Origin of the sequence: Pseudomonas sp. RL_5y_Pfl2_73, assembly GCF_963970515.1 — a bacterium.
GTDB lineage: Bacteria > Pseudomonadota > Gammaproteobacteria > Pseudomonadales > Pseudomonadaceae > Aquipseudomonas.
In genome coordinates this window covers 21,845-38,251 of record NZ_CAXAPD010000019.1, presented here as the reverse complement: position 1 = coordinate 38,251, position 16,407 = coordinate 21,845, and the positions used below count along the sequence as shown (strand labels likewise).

Below are 16,407 nucleotides of genomic sequence, written 5' to 3'. Positions count from 1 at the left end.
CTGTTGCCGCTGATGCAGAATTGACCCTGCTGGCGAAATTTCGCTGACCCAAGCTTCTACTTCGTAAAGCGTTAGCAGGTCTGACTTTGGGCTGAATACTTATGGGGCAACGCCAAGTCGACAGATGGGCCAACTCTGCATAAGCGATAACACAGAGGCATCCCTCCCTCATCGACTAGAACGATAAATCGCTCACCATTCGAGGATTTAATTCTCCGCGCTGACAGCTCCACGACAGACTCCTTTCTTTACGTTTTTACAGGGTATTAATTCTTAAGAACTTGCTCAAGATATTTTTTACGCCCATAAAAACGCGAAACCCCCGCATCGCGGGGGTCTCAGGCCTAAACTTTACAAAATAGTCTTAGGTAGGAATTAGAACGGAATATCGTCATCAAAGCTGTCGAAATCCGGAGCCGGCTGCGGAGCAGCCTGTTGTGGGGCCGGGCGTTCGCGTTGTGGCTGTGGCGCCGACTGCGGACGAGGCGCCTGCTGACGCGGGGCCGGAGCCGACTGCTGGTAGTTGTTGCCACCTTGTTGCTGGTCGCCTTGTGGACGGCCGCCCAGCAGTTGCATGGTGCCTTGCATGTCGACCACGATTTCGGTGGTGTAACGCTTGATACCGTCCTTTTCCCACTCGCGGGTCTGCAGCTTGCCCTCGATGTACACCTGCGAACCCTTGCGCAGGTATTCGCCGGCGATCTCAGCCACTTTGCCGAACATCGACACGCGGTGCCATTCGGTCTTCTCGACCTTCTGGCCGGTCTGCTTGTCGGTCCACTGTTCACTGGTCGCCAGACTCAGGTTGGTCACGGCGTTGCCGTTCGGCAGGTAACGAACTTCGGGATCCTGGCCGCAAGTACCGACCAATATGACTTTGTTAACCCCACGGGCCATAACGTTCTCCTAGGCTTCGCACGTGCTCGGGGCCGGGTTGTTCACCAGGCGCTCGAGCGTCGCACGATCCAATAATTCGGTGTCCAGTTTGATGTAAACGGCCGCTTCGTCGGCGACCACCACTGCATCGGTTACTCCAACGACGGCCTTCAGACGCTCAGTCAGGCCAGCCTCACGAATCGCCTCGGGCGATAAGGGCAAGCGCAGGCTCGTCACATAGGGAGGTTCGCGCATGGTAACAGCAAAGGCTAACCAAAGTGCAGCCAGCACGGCACAACCCAGGAACACAACCGACAAACCGCCATGCTGGAACAGCCAGCCGCCGAGGATCCCGCCCAACGCCGAACCCAGGAACTGACTGGTGGAATAAACCCCCATCGCCGTGCCCTTGCCGCCCGCCGGTGAAACCTTGCTGATCAGCGACGGCAGCGATGCTTCCAACAGATTGAACGCGGTGAAGAACACCACCGTGCCGATCACCAGGGCCCGCAAGCTGTCGCCGAACTGCCAGAAGAATAGCTCAGTGAGCATCAGCGTCATGACGGAGCCGAGCAAAACTCGTTTCATTTTGCGTCGTTTCTCGCCATAGATGATGAACGGAATCATGGCGAAGAACGAAATCAGCAGCGCCGTCAGGTAGACCCACCAGTGCTGCTCCTTGGGCAGGCCGGCCTTCTCGACCAGGGCCAGCGGCAAGGCTACGAAGCTGGACATCAGCATGGCGTGGAGCGCGAAAATGCCCAGGTCCAGGCGCAACAGATCCGGGTGCTTGAGCGTCGGGATCAATGCCTGGCGCGCCACGCCGGATTCACGGTGCTGCAGCGGGCCGGTGGCGTGCGGCACCATGAACGCCACGATCAGAATCCCCACCAGGGCCATGGCCCCAGTCGCCAGGAACAGGCCAGACAAGCCAAAGGCGCGGGTCACCAAGGGGCCGACCACCATGGCCACGGCGAACGACAGACCAATGGTCATGCCGATCATGGCCATGGCCTTGGTGCGATGTTGTTCGCGGGTCAAGTCCGACAGCAGCGCCATGACTGCCGCGGAAATAGCCCCGGCGCCCTGTAGGATGCGTCCGGCGATCACGCCCCAGATCGAGTCGGCATTTGCCGCCAGCACACTGCCAAGGGCGAAGACGATCAGCCCCAGATAGATGACCGGACGCCGGCCGATGCGGTCGGAAATGACCCCGAACGGGATCTGGAAGATCGCCTGGGTCAGGCCATAAGCGCCAATCGCCAGCCCGATGAGAGCCGGGGTCGCGCCAGCCAGGTCCATGCCATAGGTCGCCAGCACCGGCAACACCATGAACATGCCCAGCATACGGAAGGCGAACACCAGGGCCAGACCGCTTGCTGCGCGTGTCTCGCCACTACTCATGCGTTCGCTGTGGGGATCTTGCATGGAAAAACCTCATGTGAACCGGCGGCGATTCTACCAGTCCCATCGATTGAGAGGGTATATGGCGACCGTTTGCCGCGCAGTCTTCATGTATGGCTGCGATCGCACCTTCAATAGTGTGCATCCATCCAGTATTTGCCCGTATACTCCTACGTTTTCGACGCCCGCCGAGCGAGGCCACTTTGGACAAGATCCTGATTCGTGGGGCCCGTACCCACAACCTGAAGAACATCGACCTGACCCTGCCACGGGACAAGCTGATCGTCATCACCGGCCTGTCCGGATCCGGCAAATCATCCCTGGCCTTCGACACGTTGTACGCCGAAGGCCAGCGACGCTATGTCGAATCGCTGTCGGCCTACGCCCGGCAGTTCCTGTCGATGATGGAAAAACCCGACGTCGACACCATCGAAGGCCTGTCGCCGGCAATTTCCATCGAGCAGAAGTCGACCTCCCATAACCCCCGGTCGACGGTGGGCACCATCACCGAGATCTACGACTACCTGCGTTTGCTGTATGCGCGGGTCGGTATCCCCCGTTGCCCCGATCACGACATTCCCCTGGAAGCCCAGACCGTCAGCCAGATGGTCGACCTGGTGCTGACCCAGCCGGAAGGCAGCAAGCTGATGCTGCTGGCGCCCGTGATTCGCGAGCGCAAGGGCGAACACCTGATGGTTTTCGAAGAACTGCGCGCCCAGGGCTTCGTGCGGGCCCGGGTCAACGGCAAACTGTGCGAACTGGACGAATTGCCGAAGCTGGATAAACAGAAGAAGCATTCGATCGATGTGGTGGTCGACCGCTTCAAGGTCCGGGCCGATCTGCAACAGCGCCTGGCCGAGTCCTTCGAAACAGCGCTGAAGCTGGCCGACGGCATCGCCCTGGTGGCGCCGATGGACGACGAGCCCGGCGAGGAAATCATTTTTTCCGCGCGCTTTGCCTGCCCGATCTGCGGTCACGCCATCAGCGAGCTGGAACCCAAGCTGTTCTCCTTCAACAACCCGGCGGGCGCTTGCCCGACTTGCGACGGCCTGGGGGTCAAGCAGTTCTTCGACACCAAGCGGCTGGTCAATGGCGAGCTGACCCTGGCCGAAGGGGCGATTCGCGGCTGGGACAGGCGCAACGTCTATTACTTCCAGATGCTCGGTTCGCTGGCGGCCCATTACAAGTTCAGCCTGGACAAGCCATTCAACGAGTTGCCCGCCGACCAGCAGAAATTCATCCTGCAGGGCAGCGGCACGCAGAATGTCGACTTCAAATACCTCAACGACCGCGGCGATATCGTCAAGCGCTCCCACCCGTTCGAAGGCATCGTGCCGAACCTGGAACGACGCTACCGCGAGACCGAGTCGGCCAGCGTGCGCGAAGAACTGGCCAAGTTCCTCAGCACCCAGCCCTGCCCCGATTGCCGTGGTACCCGTCTGCGTCGCGAAGCGCGGCATGTGTGGGTCGGCGAGAAGACGCTGCCGGCGGTGACCAACCTGCCGATTGGCGACGCCACTGATTATTTCGGCGGTTTGAAGCTCACCGGTCGTCGTGGCGAAATCGCCGACAAGATCCTCAAGGAGATCCGTGAGCGCCTGCAGTTCCTGGTAAACGTCGGCCTGGATTACCTGACCCTCGATCGCAGCGCCGACACCCTGTCCGGCGGCGAAGCCCAGCGTATCCGCCTCGCCAGCCAGATCGGCGCCGGCCTGGTGGGGGTGATGTACATCCTCGACGAGCCGTCCATCGGCCTGCACCAACGGGATAACGACCGGCTGCTCGGAACCCTGAAGCACCTGCGGGACATCGGCAACACGGTCATCGTGGTCGAGCACGACGAGGACGCCATCCGCCTGGCCGACTACGTGGTCGACATCGGCCCGGGCGCAGGCGTGCATGGCGGGCATATCGTCGCCCAGGGCACCGCAGCCGAAGTCATGGCGCACCCTGACTCGCTGACGGGCAAATACCTGTCGGGTCGGGTCAAGATCAAGGTCCCGGCCAAACGTACGCCGCGCAACAAGAAGTTGTCGCTGACCCTCAAGGGTGCCCGCGGCAACAACTTGCGCAATGTCGACCTGGAAATCCCGATCGGCCTGCTGACCTGCGTGACCGGCGTGTCCGGCTCCGGCAAGTCGACGCTGATCAACAACACGCTGTTCCCCCTCAGCGCCACGGCACTGAACGGCGCCACCACCCTGGAAGCGTCTGCCCACGACAGCATCAAGGGCCTGGAGCATCTGGACAAGGTGGTCGACATCGACCAAAGCCCGATTGGCCGCACCCCGCGCTCAAACCCGGCGACCTATACCGGGTTGTTCACACCGATCCGCGAGCTGTTCGCCGGCGTGCCGGAGTCCCGTTCGCGCGGCTACGGCCCGGGGCGTTTCTCGTTCAACGTCAAGGGCGGGCGCTGCGAGGCCTGCCAGGGCGATGGTTTGATCAAAGTGGAAATGCACTTCCTGCCAGACATCTACGTGCCGTGCGATGTGTGCAAGAGCAAGCGCTACAACCGCGAAACCCTGGAGATCAAATACAAGGGCAAGAACATCCACGAAACCCTCGAGATGACCATCGAGGAGGCCCGGGTGTTCTTCGACGCGGTACCGGCCCTGGCGCGCAAGCTCCAGACGCTGATGGATGTCGGCCTGTCGTATATCAAGCTGGGGCAGTCGGCAACCACGCTGTCCGGCGGTGAAGCCCAGCGGGTCAAGTTGTCCCGCGAGCTGTCCAAGCGCGACACCGGCAAGACCCTGTATATCCTCGACGAGCCAACCACAGGCCTGCACTTCGCCGATATCCAGCAATTGCTCGACGTGCTGCACCGTCTTCGCGACCACGGCAATACCGTGGTGGTGATCGAACACAACCTGGACGTGATCAAGACGGCTGACTGGCTAGTGGACCTGGGGCCGGAAGGCGGCTCCAAGGGCGGCCAGATCATCGCCGTAGGAACACCGGAACAAGTGGCCGAGATGAAACAGTCCTACACCGGCCACTACCTCAAACCGCTGCTGGAACGTGATCGGGACTGATTTTAACCGAGCACGAAAAAGCCCCTGTCATCTCATCGATGGCAGGGGCTTTTTTGCGATTTCGAAAAGATCGCAGCCTTCGGCAGCGCCTACACTCAGAACTGCGATTGCAGGTAGTTTTCCAACCCGATCAGCTTGATCAGACCCAACTGCTTCTCCAGCCAGTAGGTGTGGTCTTCTTCGGTGTCGTTGAGCTGGATCCGCAGGATCTCGCGGGTCACGTAGTCGTTGTGCTGCTCACAGAGTTCGATGCCTTTGCACAGCGCAGCGCGAACTTTGTATTCCAGGCGCAGGTCGGCGGCGAGCATGTCGGGCACCGTGGTGCCAACGTCGAGGTCATCGGCACGCATGCGTGGCGTGCCTTCGAGCATCAGGATCCGGCGCATCAACGCATCGGCGTGCTGGGTCTCTTCTTCCATCTCATGGTTGATACGTTCGTAGAGCTCGGTAAAACCCCAGTCCTCGTACATCCGCGAATGGATGAAATATTGATCACGGGCTGCCAGTTCGCCTGTCAGCAACGTGTTGAGGTAATCGATTACGTCTGGGTGACCTTGCATCGCCCTACATCTCCACAAGCTTTTAAAGGTTGCAGTTTGAACCAAGCGGACCGCGAGGTCACGACCTCAACGGAACAAAATCGAAGAAAATCAGAGAAAACCAGGCTAAATAACGCAAAAACCGCCCTAATGAGGGCGGTTCTGCTTCTCGTTTAGACTTAGTTAAGCGCTACACCCAAGGCTTTTGCGATACCTTCTCCATAGGCCACATCGGCCTTGAAGAAATGTTGCAATTGACGGTCCACCACATCTGCCGACACGCCCCCCATTGCACCGGCGATGTTGCTGATCAATAGCGCCTTCTGCTCATCGCTCATCAAGCGGAACAGCGCACCGGCGTGGCTGTAGTAGTCGTTGTCTTCGCGGTGATCGTAACGGTCCGCCGCGTCGCTGAGGGCCAGTGCTGGTTCTGCGTAACGTGGGGCCTGCTTCGGCGCCTCCACGTAGCTGTTAGGCTCGTAGTTCGGTGCCGCCCCGCCATTGCTGCCAAACGCCATGGCACCGTCGCGCTGGTAGGTATTGACCGGACTGCGCGGCGCATTCACCGGTAATTGCTGGTGATTGGTGCCCACACGGTAGCGGTGCGCATCAGCGTAGGCGAAGACACGGCCCTGCAGCATGCGGTCCGGCGAGAGGCCAACCCCTGGCACCATGTTGCTAGGGCCAAACGCCGCTTGCTCGACTTCGGCAAAGTAATTCAGCGGATTACGGTTGAGCTCGAGCACACCGACTTCGATCAGCGGAAACTCTTTCTGCGACCAGGTCTTGGTCACGTCGAACGGGTTCTCGTAATGCGCTGCGGCCTGGGCCTCGCTCATGACCTGGATACAAACGCTCCATTTCGGGAAATCACCGTGCTCGATGGCGTTGAACAAGTCACGCTGGGCGTAATCCGGGTCGGTACCCGCCAGGCGTGCCGCTTCTGCCGGTGCGAGGTTCTTGATCCCTTGCTGGGTCTTGTAGTGCCACTTCACCCAGTGGCGATCACCCTGCGCGTTGATCAGGCTGTAGGTATGACTGCCGAAGCCATGCATGTGGCGGTAGCCATCCGGAATACCGCGATCAGAGAACAGAATGGTGACCTGATGCAGCGCCTCAGGTGAATGCGACCAGAAATCCCACATCGCTTGGGCGCTTTTCAGGTTGCTTTGCGGCAGACGTTTCTGGGTGTGGATGAAGTCTGGAAACTTCAATGGATCACGGATGAAGAATACCGGCGTGTTGTTGCCAACGATGTCCCAATTGCCTTCCTCGGTGTAGAACTTCAGGGCAAAGCCGCGCGGGTCGCGTTCAGTGTCGGCCGAACCACGCTCGCCACCCACGGTGGAAAACCGCAGGAAAGTGGGCGTCTGTTTACCAACCGATTCGAACAACTTGGCGCTGGTGTACTGAGTAATGTCCCGGGTAACGGTGAATGTGCCGTAGGCGCCCGAGCCTTTGGCGTGCACACGACGCTCTGGAATGTTTTCGCGGTTGAAGTGAGCAAGCTTCTCGATCAGGTGAAAGTCGTCGAGCAGCAGCGGGCCACGCGGGCCGGCGGAGCGAGAGTTCTGGTTATCGGCGACAGGAGCGCCGCTGGCGGTCGTAAGCGTTTTGGTCTGGCTCATGCTCAATCTTCCTAGGTCGGTCTTCGAACTGCCGGCTAATCGGCTGGAAAGGAGTATCGATCATATTAATGACAGTATCCAAATTCATTAAATCATGGACATCGATAGTCATTATCTAATGTTGAATACTTGCCGATGGCCAAGCCAGGCGAAACGGATTGCCTGCTATTCCTTCAGGCAACAAAAAACCGGGCACAAGGCCCGGTTTTTTGTATGTTGCCGACTTACTCAGCGGATACAGCTTCACCGCTGGTAGCACGATCAACCAACTCGACGTACGCCATAGGCGCGTTGTCGCCAGCGCGGAAACCGCACTTGAGGATGCGCAGGTAGCCACCCTCACGGGTAGCGTAACGCTTGCCCAGGTCGTTGAAGAGCTTACCAACGATAGCTTTCGAACGAGTACGGTCGAAAGCCAGACGGCGGTTAGCCAGGCTATCTGTCTTGGCCAAAGTGATCAGCGGCTCAGCAACGCGACGCAGTTCTTTGGCTTTCGGCAGTGTAGTTTTGATCAGCTCGTGCTCGAACAGCGACACCGCCATGTTTTGAAACATGGCCTTGCGGTGCGAGCTGGTGCGGCTCAGGTGACGACCACTTTTACGATGACGCATGGTTCATTCCTTACCAAACACAACGTTCGGTGATTACGACGATCAGGCAGTCGCCTTGTCGTCCTTCTTAAGACTTGCAGGCGGCCAGTTGTCGAGGCGCATGCCGAGGGACAGACCGCGGGAGGCCAGAACGTCCTTGATTTCAGTCAAGGATTTCTTACCAAGGTTCGGAGTCTTCAACAGCTCTACTTCGGTACGCTGAATCAGGTCGCCGATGTAGTAGATGTTTTCCGCCTTAAGGCAGTTAGCCGAACGTACAGTCAGTTCCAGATCGTCAACCGGGCGAAGCAGGATCGGATCGATCTCGTCTTCCTGCTCGACAACCACTGGCTCACTGTCACCTTTGAGGTCGACGAACGCAGCCAACTGCTGTTGCAGGATGGTTGCAGCACGGCGGATAGCCTCTTCAGGATCCAGGGTACCGTTGGTTTCCAGATCAATAACCAGCTTGTCCAGGTTGGTACGCTGTTCGACACGGGCGTTTTCCACCACGTATGCGATACGGCGAACTGGGCTGAACGAAGAGTCAAGCTGCAAGCGACCGATGCTGCGGCTTTCGTCTTCATCGCTCTGACGCGAGTCTGCCGGTTCATAACCACGACCACGAGCTACGGTGAGCTTCATGTTCAGGGCGCCGTTAGACGCCAGGTTAGCGATTACGTGATCGGGGTTAACGATCTCGACATCATGATCCAGCTGAATATCGGCAGCGGTAACCACCCCCGAACCCTTCTTCGACAAGGTCAGCGTAACTTCGTCACGACCGTGCAGCTTGATAGCCAGACCTTTAAGGTTCAACAGGATTTCAATTACGTCTTCCTGTACACCTTCGATGGCGCTGTACTCGTGGAGCACACCGTCAATCTCGGCCTCGACTACTGCACAGCCGGGCATTGAGGACAACAGGATGCGTCGCAGCGCGTTGCCCAGGGTGTGGCCGAAACCACGCTCGAGAGGCTCGAGCGTGATCTTGGCGCGGGTTGGACTGACAACCTGCACATCAATATGGCGGGGTGTCAGGAACTCATTTACCGAAATCTGCATGGATGCACCTATTTTCTAGCCCTTACTTGGAGTAGAGCTCGACAATCAGGCTTTCGTTGATGTCGGCGGACAGATCACTGCGAGCAGGAACGTTCTTGAAAACGCCCGACTTCTTCTCAGTGTCTACTTCTACCCATTCTACGCGGCCACGTTGGGCACACAGATCGAGAGCTTGGACAATGCGAAGTTGGTTCTTTGCTTTCTCGCGAACAGCAACCACGTCACCAGCACGAACCTGGTAGGACGGAACGTTTACGGTCTGACCGTTAACGCTGATCGACTTGTGCGATACCAGCTGACGGGATTCGGCACGAGTAGAACCGAAACCCATACGGTATACAACGTTGTCCAGACGGCATTCGAGCAGTTGCAACAGGTTTTCGCCGGTTGCGCCTTTCTTGCCAGCTGCTTCTTTGTAGTAGCCGCTGAATTGACGCTCGAGAACGCCGTAGATACGACGGACCTTCTGCTTTTCACGCAGTTGGGTGCCGTAGTCGGACTGGCGGCCGCGGCGTTGGCCGTGGATACCAGGTGCTGCTTCAATGTTGCACTTCGATTCGATCGCGCGCACGCCGCTCTTCAGAAAAAGATCGGTGCCTTCGCGACGAGCGAGTTTGCATTTTGGACCAATGTAACGAGCCATTCTTTACAATCTCCTGGATTACACGCGGCGCTTCTTCGGCGGACGGCACCCGTTGTGCGGGATTGGCGTCACGTCGGTGATGCTGGCGATCTTGTAGCCACAGCCGTTCAAAGCGCGGACTGCGGATTCACGACCTGGACCTGGACCCTTGACGTTGACGTCGAGGTTTTTCAGGCCGTATTCCAGCGCAGCTTGACCAGCACGCTCAGCAGCTACTTGAGCAGCGAACGGGGTGGACTTGCGGGAACCGCGGAAACCCGAACCACCGGAGGTAGCCCAGGAAAGAGCGTTACCTTGACGGTCGGTAATGGTCACGATGGTGTTGTTAAAAGAAGCATGGATGTGGGCGATGCCATCAACCACTGTCTTTTTAACTTTTTTACGAGGACGAGCAGCAGGTTTTGCCATGATTAAATTCCTGTCGATTCGCTGGGGCGATTACTTGCGGATCGGCTTACGCGGACCTTTACGGGTACGCGCGTTGGTCTTGGTACGCTGACCGCGTACTGGCAGACCACGACGATGACGCAGACCGCGATAGCAACCGAGGTCCATCAAGCGCTTGATTTTCATGTTGATTTCGCGACGCAGGTCACCTTCAGTGGTGAACTTCGCCACTTCGCCACGCAGCTGTTCAATCTGCTCGTCGCTCAGATCCTTGATCTTTGCCGCTGGGTTAACCCCAGTCACTGCACAAATTTTCTGTGCAGTAGTGCGACCAACACCATAGATGTAGGTCAGCGAGATAACAGTATGCTTGTTATCTGGAATGTTGACGCCTGCAATACGGGCCATTCAGTGGGACTCCAATTGACAGCTACCTACGCCCCGGAAGCCAAGAAATAGGGCGCGAGATAATATCGCTGTAATAACAAATAATCAACCCGGCAGCGCACTAGCTGCCGGGCTTAAAGCACAATCACACTCAGCCTTGGCGCTGTTTGTGACGTGGTTCCGCGCTGCAAATTACCCGAACAACACCTTCGCGGCGAATAATCTTGCAGTTACGGCACAGCTTTTTCACCGATGCACGAACTTTCATCACCAACTCCTCGAACCTTATGGACGCTACTCAGCGCAACATGCCGCTGCCGTAGCCCTTCAGGTTGGCTTTCTTCATCAGGGATTCGTACTGGTGCGAAACGAGGTGCGATTGCACTTGGGACATGAAGTCCATCACAACCACGACCACGATCAGCAACGAGGTCCCGCCAAGGTAGAACGGTACGTTTGCCGCAACCACCAGGAACTGGGGCAACAGACAGACGGCCGTCATGTAAAGAGCACCGAACAAGGTCAAACGAGTCAGAACGCCATCAATGTAGCGCGCCGACTGCTCACCTGGACGGATACCCGGAATAAAGGCACCGGACTTCTTCAGGTTTTCCGCTACGTCTTTCGGATTGAACATCAACGCCGTATAGAAGAAGCAGAAGAAAATAATCCCTGCACTAAACAGCAGAATATTCAACGGCTGACCAGGAGCGATCGACTGCGAGATGTCCTGCAACCAGCCCATACCTTCAGACTGGCCGAACCAGGCACCCAACGAAGCTGGGAACAGCAGGATGCTGCTCGCGAAAATAGCCGGAATAACACCGGCCATATTCACCTTCAACGGCAAGTGGCTGGTCTGCGCAGCAAACACCTTGCGGCCCTGCTGACGCTTGGCGTAGTGAACAGCAATACGCCGCTGACCACGCTCGATGAACACCACGAAACCGATAATCGCTACTGCCAACAGACCGATGGCAACCAGGGCAAAGATATTGATATCACCCTGACGCGCAGACTCGAAAGACTGCCCGATCGCTCTCGGAAGACCGGCGACGATACCTGCGAAGATCAACATCGAGATACCGTTGCCAACACCACGCTCAGTAATCTGCTCACCCAGCCACATCATGAACATCGCGCCCGCCACAAAAGTGGTTACCGCAACGAAATGGAAGCCAAAGTCACCAGTGAACGCTACGCCCTGCCCCGCCAGACCGATGGACATGCCAACAGCCTGGACGAGAGCAAGGACGACAGTGAGGTAGCGGGTGTACTGGCTGATCTTGCGACGGCCAGCTTCACCTTCCTTCTTCAACTGTTCCAGCTGCGGGCTGACGGCGCTCATCAATTGCATGATGATCGATGCCGAAATGTACGGCATGATCCCCAGCGCAAAGATGCTCATCCGCTCCAGCGCGCCGCCGGAAAACATGTTGAACAAGCTAAGAATGGTCCCCTCATTCTGTCGAAACAGGTCCGCGAGTCGGTCCGGGTTGATACCTGGAACCGGGATGTGTGCGCCTATTCGGTAGACGATAATCGCCAAGAACAGAAAACGCAGACGAGCCCAGAGTTCAGACATACCGCCTTTGCCGAGCGCAGAGAGAGCACCTTGCTTAGCCATTTATTCCTCGAACTTGCCGCCAGCTGCTTCGATAGCCGCACGCGCACCTTTGGTGGCGCCGATTCCCTTTCCGATGGTGACAGCACGAGCAACCTCGCCCGACAGCATGATTTTCACACGCTGAACGTTCTGGTTGATCACGTTGGCATCCTTCAGGGACTGCACGGTGACGATATCGCCATCCACTTTGGCCAGCTCGGACAGACGCACTTCTGCGCGATCCATGGCTTTCAGGGAAACGAAACCGAACTTCGGCAGGCGACGATGCAGCGGCTGTTGACCGCCTTCAAAGCCTGGAGCAATGGTGCCACCGGAGCGGGAGGTCTGACCTTTGTGGCCACGGCCACCGGTCTTACCCAAACCACTACCGATACCACGGCCCGGACGATGCTTTTCGCGACGGGAACCCGGCGCTGGACTCAGATCATTGAGTTTCATCGATTAACCCTCGACACGCAGCATGTAGTAAGCCTTGTTGATCATCCCGCGATTTTCGGGAGTATCCAGGACTTCTACAGTGTGACCGATGCGACGCAGCCCCAGACCCTTAACGCACAGTTTGTGGTTAGGGATGCGGCCGGTCATGCTTTTGATCAGCGTAACTTTTACGGTAGCCATGATCAGAAGATCTCCTTGACGCTTTTGCCACGCTTGGCGGCAATGGATTCAGGAGACTGCATTGCTTTCAAACCCTTGAAAGTGGCGTGAACCACGTTTACCGGGTTAGTCGAGCCGTAGCACTTGGCCAGAACGTTCTGAACGCCAGCAACTTCGAGGACAGCACGCATAGCGCCGCCAGCGATGATACCGGTACCTTCAGAAGCAGGCTGCATGTACACCTTCGAAGCGCCATGGGCAGACTTCATTGCGTACTGCAGAGTGGTGCCGTTCAGATCAACCTGGATCATGTTGCGGCGAGCAGCTTCCATTGCCTTCTGGATCGCAGCAGGCACTTCACGCGACTTGCCACGGCCGAAGCCAACACGGCCCTTACCATCACCCACTACGGTCAACGCAGTGAAAGTGAAGATACGGCCGCCTTTAACGGTTTTGGCTACGCGGTTAACTTGAACCAGCTTCTCGATGTAGCCTTCGTCGCGCTTTTGGTCGTTATTTGACATAACTTAGAACTCCAGCCCAGCTTCACGAGCAGCATCAGCCAGCGCCTTGACGCGGCCGTGGTACTTGAAGCCAGAGCGGTCGAAAGCCACCTGCGAGACGCCAGCGGCTTTTGCACGCGTAGCGACCAGCTGGCCAACCTTAGTGGCCGCGTCGATGTTGCCAGTGGCGCCATCACGCAGTTCTTTATCCAAAGTCGAGGCACTTGCCAGGACTTTGTTGCCGTCGGCCGAAATGACCTGGGCGTAGATGTGCTGCGACGAGCGGAACACGCAGAGACGCACGACTTCGAGTTCGTGCATTTTCAGGCGTGCTTTGCGAGCGCGACGCAGTCGAGTAACTTTTTTGTCGGTCATTTGCTATGCCCTACTTCTTCTTGGCTTCTTTACGACGGACGACTTCGTCCGCGTAGCGCACACCTTTGCCTTTGTACGGCTCTGGTGGACGGAAGTCGCGGATCTCGGCGGCCACTTGACCTACCAGCTGCTTGTCGATGCCCTTGATCAGGATATCGGTCTGGCTAGGAGTCTCAGCGGTGATGCCTTCCGGCAGTTCATAATCCACTGGATGCGAGAAGCCAAGAGCCAGGTTCAGCACTGTGCCTTTTGCTTGCGCTTTGTAACCAACACCGACCAGCTGGAGCTTGCGCTCGAAGCCTTGGCTTACGCCTTGGACCATGTTGTTTACCAACGCACGAGTGGTACCAGCCATTGCGCGAGTCTGCTGATCGCCATTGCGAGCAGCGAAACGCAGCTCACCAGCTTCTTCAACGATCTCAACGGACGAATGGATGTTCAGTTGCAGAGTGCCCTTGGCACCCTTCACCGAAAGCTGTTGGCCTGCGAATTTGACTTCGACACCGGCTGGCAGCTTAACGGGGTTCTTAGCGACGCGTGACATGCTTATCCCCCCTTAGAACACAGTGCAAAGAACTTCGCCGCCGACACCGGCAGCGCGCGCAGCACGATCCGTCATCACACCTTTGTTGGTGGAGACGATAGACACGCCCAGGCCGCCGCGAACTTTCGGCAGATCCTCGACGGACTTGTACTGACGCAGGCCTGGACGGCTAACGCGCTTCACTTCCTCGATGACCGGACGGCCTTCGAAGTACTTCAGCTCGATGGACAGCAGTGGCTTGATTTCGCTGCTGATCTGATAACCCGCAATGTAACCTTCGTCCTTCAGGACTTTGGCAACAGCTACCTTCAAAGTAGAAGATGGCATGCTTACGACGGACTTTTCAGCCATCTGGGCATTACGGATACGAGTTAGCATGTCCGCTAACGGGTCCTGCATACTCATGGGCTAGACGCTCCTAATACACAAAAAATTAGCCTTTCGGCTAGTACGTGTCGCCGAGCACATCCGTGCAACAAAAGCACGGGCTCAGGCGAGCCGGGTATTCTAGACACACCCCACAAATGAATCAAGCCCCAATAGGGGCTTGATTCATGTTCAAGGTCACCGACGGTCAGGATCTTGCGATCCCGAACGCCCCGACTTTGACAGTGCTTACCAGCTGGCTTTAACCAGACCTGGAACGTCACCACGCATTGCGGCTTGACGCAGCATGTTACGGCCAAGGCCGAACTTGCGGTACACGCCGTGCGGACGACCAGTCAGGCGGCAGCGGTTACGCATGCGCGAGGCGCTTGCATCACGTGGCTGCTTCTGCAGGGCAACTGTAGCTTCCCAACGCGCTTCTGGACTTGCGTTCAGATCAACGATGATAGCTTTCAGCGCTGCACGCTTGGTGGCGTACTTGGCAACGGTGAGCTGACGCTTCAGCTCACGGTTCTTCATGCTCTTCTTGGCCATTTTCCTACTCCAATCAGTTGCGGAACGGGAATTTGAAAGCGCGCAGCAGTGCGCGACCTTCGTCATCCGTCCGAGCAGTGGTGGTCAGGGTAATGTCCAGACCGCGGAGAGCGTCGATCTTGTCGTAATCGATTTCCGGGAAAATGATCTGCTCTTTAACGCCCATGCTGTAGTTACCACGACCATCGAAGGACTTGGCATTCAGGCCGCGGAAGTCGCGAACCCGAGGCAGGGAGATCGACAGCAGACGATCCAGGAACTCGTACATACGCTCACGGCGCAGGGTCACTTTGACGCCGATCGGCCAACCTTCACGGACTTTAAAGCCTGCGATGGATTTCCGAGCGTAAGTCACGACGACTTTCTGGCCGGTGATCTTTTCCAGGTCAGCAACAGCGTGCTCGATGACTTTTTTGTCGCCGATCGCTTCGCCCAGACCCATGTTCAGGGTGATTTTGGTAACGCGCGGAACTTCCATCACGTTCGAAAGCTTAAGTTCTTCCTTAAGTTTCGGTGCGATTTCCTTCCGGTAAATCTCTTTTAGTCGTGCCATGGTCTTCTACCTAGCAGTGTTCAAGCATCAACCGCTTTTTGGGTCGACTTGAAGACACGAATTTTCTTACCGTCTTCTACTTTGAAACCAACACGGTCAGCCTTGTTGGTTTCGCCGTTGAAGATGGCGACGTTGGAAGCGTGCAGTGGCGCTTCTTTCTCGACGATACCGCCCTGTACGCCCGACATCGGGTTAGGCTTGGTATGACGCTTGACCAGGTTCAGACCACCAACAACCAGACGGTTGTCAGCAAGAACCTTCAGCACCTTACCGCGCTTACCTTTGTCTTTGCCGGCGATCACGATGATCTCGTCGTCACGACGAATCTTTTGCATGTCGGATCTCCTTACAGCACTTCTGGGGCGAGCGAGACGATCTTCATGAACTTCTCAGTACGAAGCTCACGGGTCACTGGCCCAAAGATACGGGTGCCGATCGGCTCTTGCTTGTTGTTCAACAGAACAGCAGCGTTGCCATCAAAGCGGATGATGGAGCCGTCAGCACGACGGACGCCATGGCGAGTGCGGACTACGACAGCAGTCATCACTTGGCCTTTTTTCACCTTACCGCGAGGAATTGCTTCCTTGACGGTAACTTTGATGATGTCACCGATACCAGCGTAACGACGATGGGAGCCACCCAGCACCTTGATGCACATAACACGGCGAGCGCCGCTGTTATCGGCCACATCGAGCATGGATTGAGTCTGAATCATATAATTTCTCCGACC

The 16,407-nt window shown here is 57.2% G+C and carries 22 protein-coding genes; 1 reads left to right on the top strand and 21 read right to left on the bottom strand.

The annotated features are described in order from the left end of the window. Positions 1–375 precede the first annotated feature (375 nt). Together AACY42_RS18650 and AACY42_RS18645 are read right to left on the bottom strand one after the other, a co-directional pair. Positions 376–897, bottom strand: a complete 522-nt coding sequence (locus tag AACY42_RS18650; RefSeq protein WP_003206078.1) for a single-stranded DNA-binding protein — start codon at positions 895–897, stop codon at positions 376–378. Between the two features lie 9 nt (positions 898–906). Beyond that, the gene (locus tag AACY42_RS18645) at positions 907–2,304 is read right to left on the bottom strand and encodes an MFS transporter (RefSeq protein ID WP_339481484.1); all 1,398 of its coding nucleotides are present in this window, start codon (positions 2,302–2,304) and stop codon (positions 907–909) included. A gap of 179 nt (positions 2,305–2,483) precedes the next feature. Between AACY42_RS18645 and uvrA the strand changes: the two genes are divergently transcribed. Beyond that, positions 2,484–5,318 (top strand): excinuclease ABC subunit UvrA, encoded by a 2,835-nt coding sequence (gene uvrA / locus AACY42_RS18640; RefSeq protein ID WP_339481482.1) that lies wholly within the window; start codon positions 2,484–2,486, stop codon positions 5,316–5,318. Between the two features lie 95 nt (positions 5,319–5,413). On the opposite strand, the gene bfr is transcribed toward uvrA, so the two are convergent. The 19 genes from bfr to rplN all read right to left on the bottom strand — a co-directional run bounded on the left by bfr (position 5,414) and on the right by rplN (position 16,392). Beyond that, positions 5,414–5,878: a bacterioferritin gene (gene bfr, locus AACY42_RS18635; protein WP_014340470.1), complete on the bottom strand. Its 465-nt coding sequence runs from the start codon at positions 5,876–5,878 to the stop codon at positions 5,414–5,416. 158 nt (positions 5,879–6,036) lie between these two features. Then, positions 6,037–7,485, bottom strand: a complete 1,449-nt coding sequence (locus AACY42_RS18630; protein WP_339481480.1) for a catalase — start codon at positions 7,483–7,485, stop codon at positions 6,037–6,039. A gap of 224 nt (positions 7,486–7,709) precedes the next feature. After that, positions 7,710–8,096, bottom strand: coding sequence for a 50S ribosomal protein L17 (gene rplQ / locus AACY42_RS18625; protein ID WP_003186009.1), 387 nt, complete (start codon positions 8,094–8,096; stop codon positions 7,710–7,712). A gap of 42 nt (positions 8,097–8,138) precedes the next feature. Then, positions 8,139–9,140 carry a DNA-directed RNA polymerase subunit alpha gene (locus AACY42_RS18620; protein ID WP_003186012.1) on the bottom strand — a complete coding sequence of 334 codons (1,002 nt, stop codon included), beginning with the start codon at positions 9,138–9,140 and terminating at the stop codon, positions 8,139–8,141. A gap of 22 nt (positions 9,141–9,162) precedes the next feature. Next, the gene (gene rpsD / locus AACY42_RS18615; protein WP_003176404.1) at positions 9,163–9,783 is read right to left on the bottom strand and encodes a 30S ribosomal protein S4; all 621 of its coding nucleotides are present in this window, start codon (positions 9,781–9,783) and stop codon (positions 9,163–9,165) included. Between the two features lie 18 nt (positions 9,784–9,801). Beyond that, positions 9,802–10,191 (bottom strand): 30S ribosomal protein S11, encoded by a 390-nt coding sequence (gene rpsK / locus AACY42_RS18610; RefSeq protein WP_002555466.1) that lies wholly within the window; start codon positions 10,189–10,191, stop codon positions 9,802–9,804. Between the two features lie 30 nt (positions 10,192–10,221). Further along, positions 10,222–10,578 carry a 30S ribosomal protein S13 gene (gene rpsM / locus AACY42_RS18605; protein WP_003186020.1) on the bottom strand — a complete coding sequence of 119 codons (357 nt, stop codon included), beginning with the start codon at positions 10,576–10,578 and terminating at the stop codon, positions 10,222–10,224. Positions 10,579–10,708: 130 nt separating this feature from the next. After that, positions 10,709–10,825, bottom strand: a complete 117-nt coding sequence (gene rpmJ / locus AACY42_RS18600; protein WP_002555468.1) for a 50S ribosomal protein L36 — start codon at positions 10,823–10,825, stop codon at positions 10,709–10,711. Positions 10,826–10,855: 30 nt separating this feature from the next. Beyond that, positions 10,856–12,184 carry a preprotein translocase subunit SecY gene (secY, locus tag AACY42_RS18595; protein WP_018612224.1) on the bottom strand — a complete coding sequence of 443 codons (1,329 nt, stop codon included), beginning with the start codon at positions 12,182–12,184 and terminating at the stop codon, positions 10,856–10,858. Further along, positions 12,185–12,622 carry a 50S ribosomal protein L15 gene (gene rplO, locus AACY42_RS18590; protein ID WP_003186032.1) on the bottom strand — a complete coding sequence of 146 codons (438 nt, stop codon included), beginning with the start codon at positions 12,620–12,622 and terminating at the stop codon, positions 12,185–12,187. Between the two features lie 3 nt (positions 12,623–12,625). Next, positions 12,626–12,802: a 50S ribosomal protein L30 gene (rpmD, locus tag AACY42_RS18585; protein WP_003186033.1), complete on the bottom strand. Its 177-nt coding sequence runs from the start codon at positions 12,800–12,802 to the stop codon at positions 12,626–12,628. Positions 12,803–12,804: 2 nt separating this feature from the next. Then, entirely contained in the window at positions 12,805–13,305 is a 501-nt protein-coding gene (gene rpsE, locus AACY42_RS18580; protein WP_003186035.1) for a 30S ribosomal protein S5, read from the bottom strand. A gap of 3 nt (positions 13,306–13,308) precedes the next feature. Then, positions 13,309–13,659, bottom strand: a complete 351-nt coding sequence (gene rplR, locus AACY42_RS18575) for a 50S ribosomal protein L18 (protein ID WP_003186037.1) — start codon at positions 13,657–13,659, stop codon at positions 13,309–13,311. Between the two features lie 10 nt (positions 13,660–13,669). Beyond that, positions 13,670–14,203, bottom strand: coding sequence for a 50S ribosomal protein L6 (rplF, locus tag AACY42_RS18570; RefSeq protein WP_003186039.1), 534 nt, complete (start codon positions 14,201–14,203; stop codon positions 13,670–13,672). Positions 14,204–14,215: 12 nt separating this feature from the next. After that, entirely contained in the window at positions 14,216–14,608 is a 393-nt protein-coding gene (gene rpsH, locus AACY42_RS18565) for a 30S ribosomal protein S8 (RefSeq protein WP_017848802.1), read from the bottom strand. 210 nt (positions 14,609–14,818) lie between these two features. Then, positions 14,819–15,124, bottom strand: coding sequence for a 30S ribosomal protein S14 (gene rpsN, locus AACY42_RS18560; RefSeq protein ID WP_003186042.1), 306 nt, complete (start codon positions 15,122–15,124; stop codon positions 14,819–14,821). A gap of 13 nt (positions 15,125–15,137) precedes the next feature. Beyond that, positions 15,138–15,677, bottom strand: coding sequence for a 50S ribosomal protein L5 (gene rplE / locus AACY42_RS18555; RefSeq protein WP_003186044.1), 540 nt, complete (start codon positions 15,675–15,677; stop codon positions 15,138–15,140). A gap of 20 nt (positions 15,678–15,697) precedes the next feature. Then, a complete protein-coding gene (gene rplX / locus AACY42_RS18550; protein WP_003186046.1) occupies positions 15,698–16,012 on the bottom strand; it encodes a 50S ribosomal protein L24 in 315 nt (104 codons plus the stop codon). A gap of 11 nt (positions 16,013–16,023) precedes the next feature. Continuing rightward, positions 16,024–16,392: a 50S ribosomal protein L14 gene (gene rplN / locus AACY42_RS18545; RefSeq protein WP_002555479.1), complete on the bottom strand. Its 369-nt coding sequence runs from the start codon at positions 16,390–16,392 to the stop codon at positions 16,024–16,026. Between the last annotated feature and the right edge of the window lie 15 nt (positions 16,393–16,407).

Excerpts from the sequence above, each read along its gene's own strand:
- rpsD (WP_003176404.1), bottom strand. The coding sequence starts at position 9,783 with ATGGCTCGTTACATTGGTCCAAAATGCAAACTCGCTCGTCGCGAAGGC.
- rpmD (WP_003186033.1), bottom strand. The coding sequence starts at position 12,802 with ATGGCTACCGTAAAAGTTACGCTGATCAAAAGCATGACCGGCCGCATC.
- rplR (WP_003186037.1), bottom strand. The coding sequence starts at position 13,659 with ATGACCGACAAAAAAGTTACTCGACTGCGTCGCGCTCGCAAAGCACGC.
- AACY42_RS18630 (WP_339481480.1), bottom strand. The coding sequence starts at position 7,485 with ATGAGCCAGACCAAAACGCTTACGACCGCCAGCGGCGCTCCTGTCGCC.
- rpsE (WP_003186035.1), bottom strand. The coding sequence starts at position 13,305 with ATGTCAAATAACGACCAAAAGCGCGACGAAGGCTACATCGAGAAGCTG.
- rpsN (WP_003186042.1), bottom strand. The coding sequence starts at position 15,124 with ATGGCCAAGAAGAGCATGAAGAACCGTGAGCTGAAGCGTCAGCTCACC.
- AACY42_RS18645 (WP_339481484.1), bottom strand. The coding sequence starts at position 2,304 with ATGCAAGATCCCCACAGCGAACGCATGAGTAGTGGCGAGACACGCGCA.
- rplX (WP_003186046.1), bottom strand. The coding sequence starts at position 16,012 with ATGCAAAAGATTCGTCGTGACGACGAGATCATCGTGATCGCCGGCAAA.
- rplN (WP_002555479.1), bottom strand. The coding sequence starts at position 16,392 with ATGATTCAGACTCAATCCATGCTCGATGTGGCCGATAACAGCGGCGCT.
- rpmJ (WP_002555468.1), bottom strand. The coding sequence starts at position 10,825 with ATGAAAGTTCGTGCATCGGTGAAAAAGCTGTGCCGTAACTGCAAGATT.
- secY (WP_018612224.1), bottom strand. The coding sequence starts at position 12,184 with ATGGCTAAGCAAGGTGCTCTCTCTGCGCTCGGCAAAGGCGGTATGTCT.
- rplO (WP_003186032.1), bottom strand. The coding sequence starts at position 12,622 with ATGAAACTCAATGATCTGAGTCCAGCGCCGGGTTCCCGTCGCGAAAAG.
- rpsH (WP_017848802.1), bottom strand. The coding sequence starts at position 14,608 with ATGAGTATGCAGGACCCGTTAGCGGACATGCTAACTCGTATCCGTAAT.
- rplE (WP_003186044.1), bottom strand. The coding sequence starts at position 15,677 with ATGGCACGACTAAAAGAGATTTACCGGAAGGAAATCGCACCGAAACTT.
- rpsK (WP_002555466.1), bottom strand. The coding sequence starts at position 10,191 with ATGGCAAAACCTGCTGCTCGTCCTCGTAAAAAAGTTAAAAAGACAGTG.
- rpsM (WP_003186020.1), bottom strand. The coding sequence starts at position 10,578 with ATGGCCCGTATTGCAGGCGTCAACATTCCAGATAACAAGCATACTGTT.
- rplF (WP_003186039.1), bottom strand. The coding sequence starts at position 14,203 with ATGTCACGCGTCGCTAAGAACCCCGTTAAGCTGCCAGCCGGTGTCGAA.
- AACY42_RS18620 (WP_003186012.1), bottom strand. The coding sequence starts at position 9,140 with ATGCAGATTTCGGTAAATGAGTTCCTGACACCCCGCCATATTGATGTG.
- AACY42_RS18650 (WP_003206078.1), bottom strand. The coding sequence starts at position 897 with ATGGCCCGTGGGGTTAACAAAGTCATATTGGTCGGTACTTGCGGCCAG.
- rplQ (WP_003186009.1), bottom strand. The coding sequence starts at position 8,096 with ATGCGTCATCGTAAAAGTGGTCGTCACCTGAGCCGCACCAGCTCGCAC.
- bfr (WP_014340470.1), bottom strand. The coding sequence starts at position 5,878 with ATGCAAGGTCACCCAGACGTAATCGATTACCTCAACACGTTGCTGACA.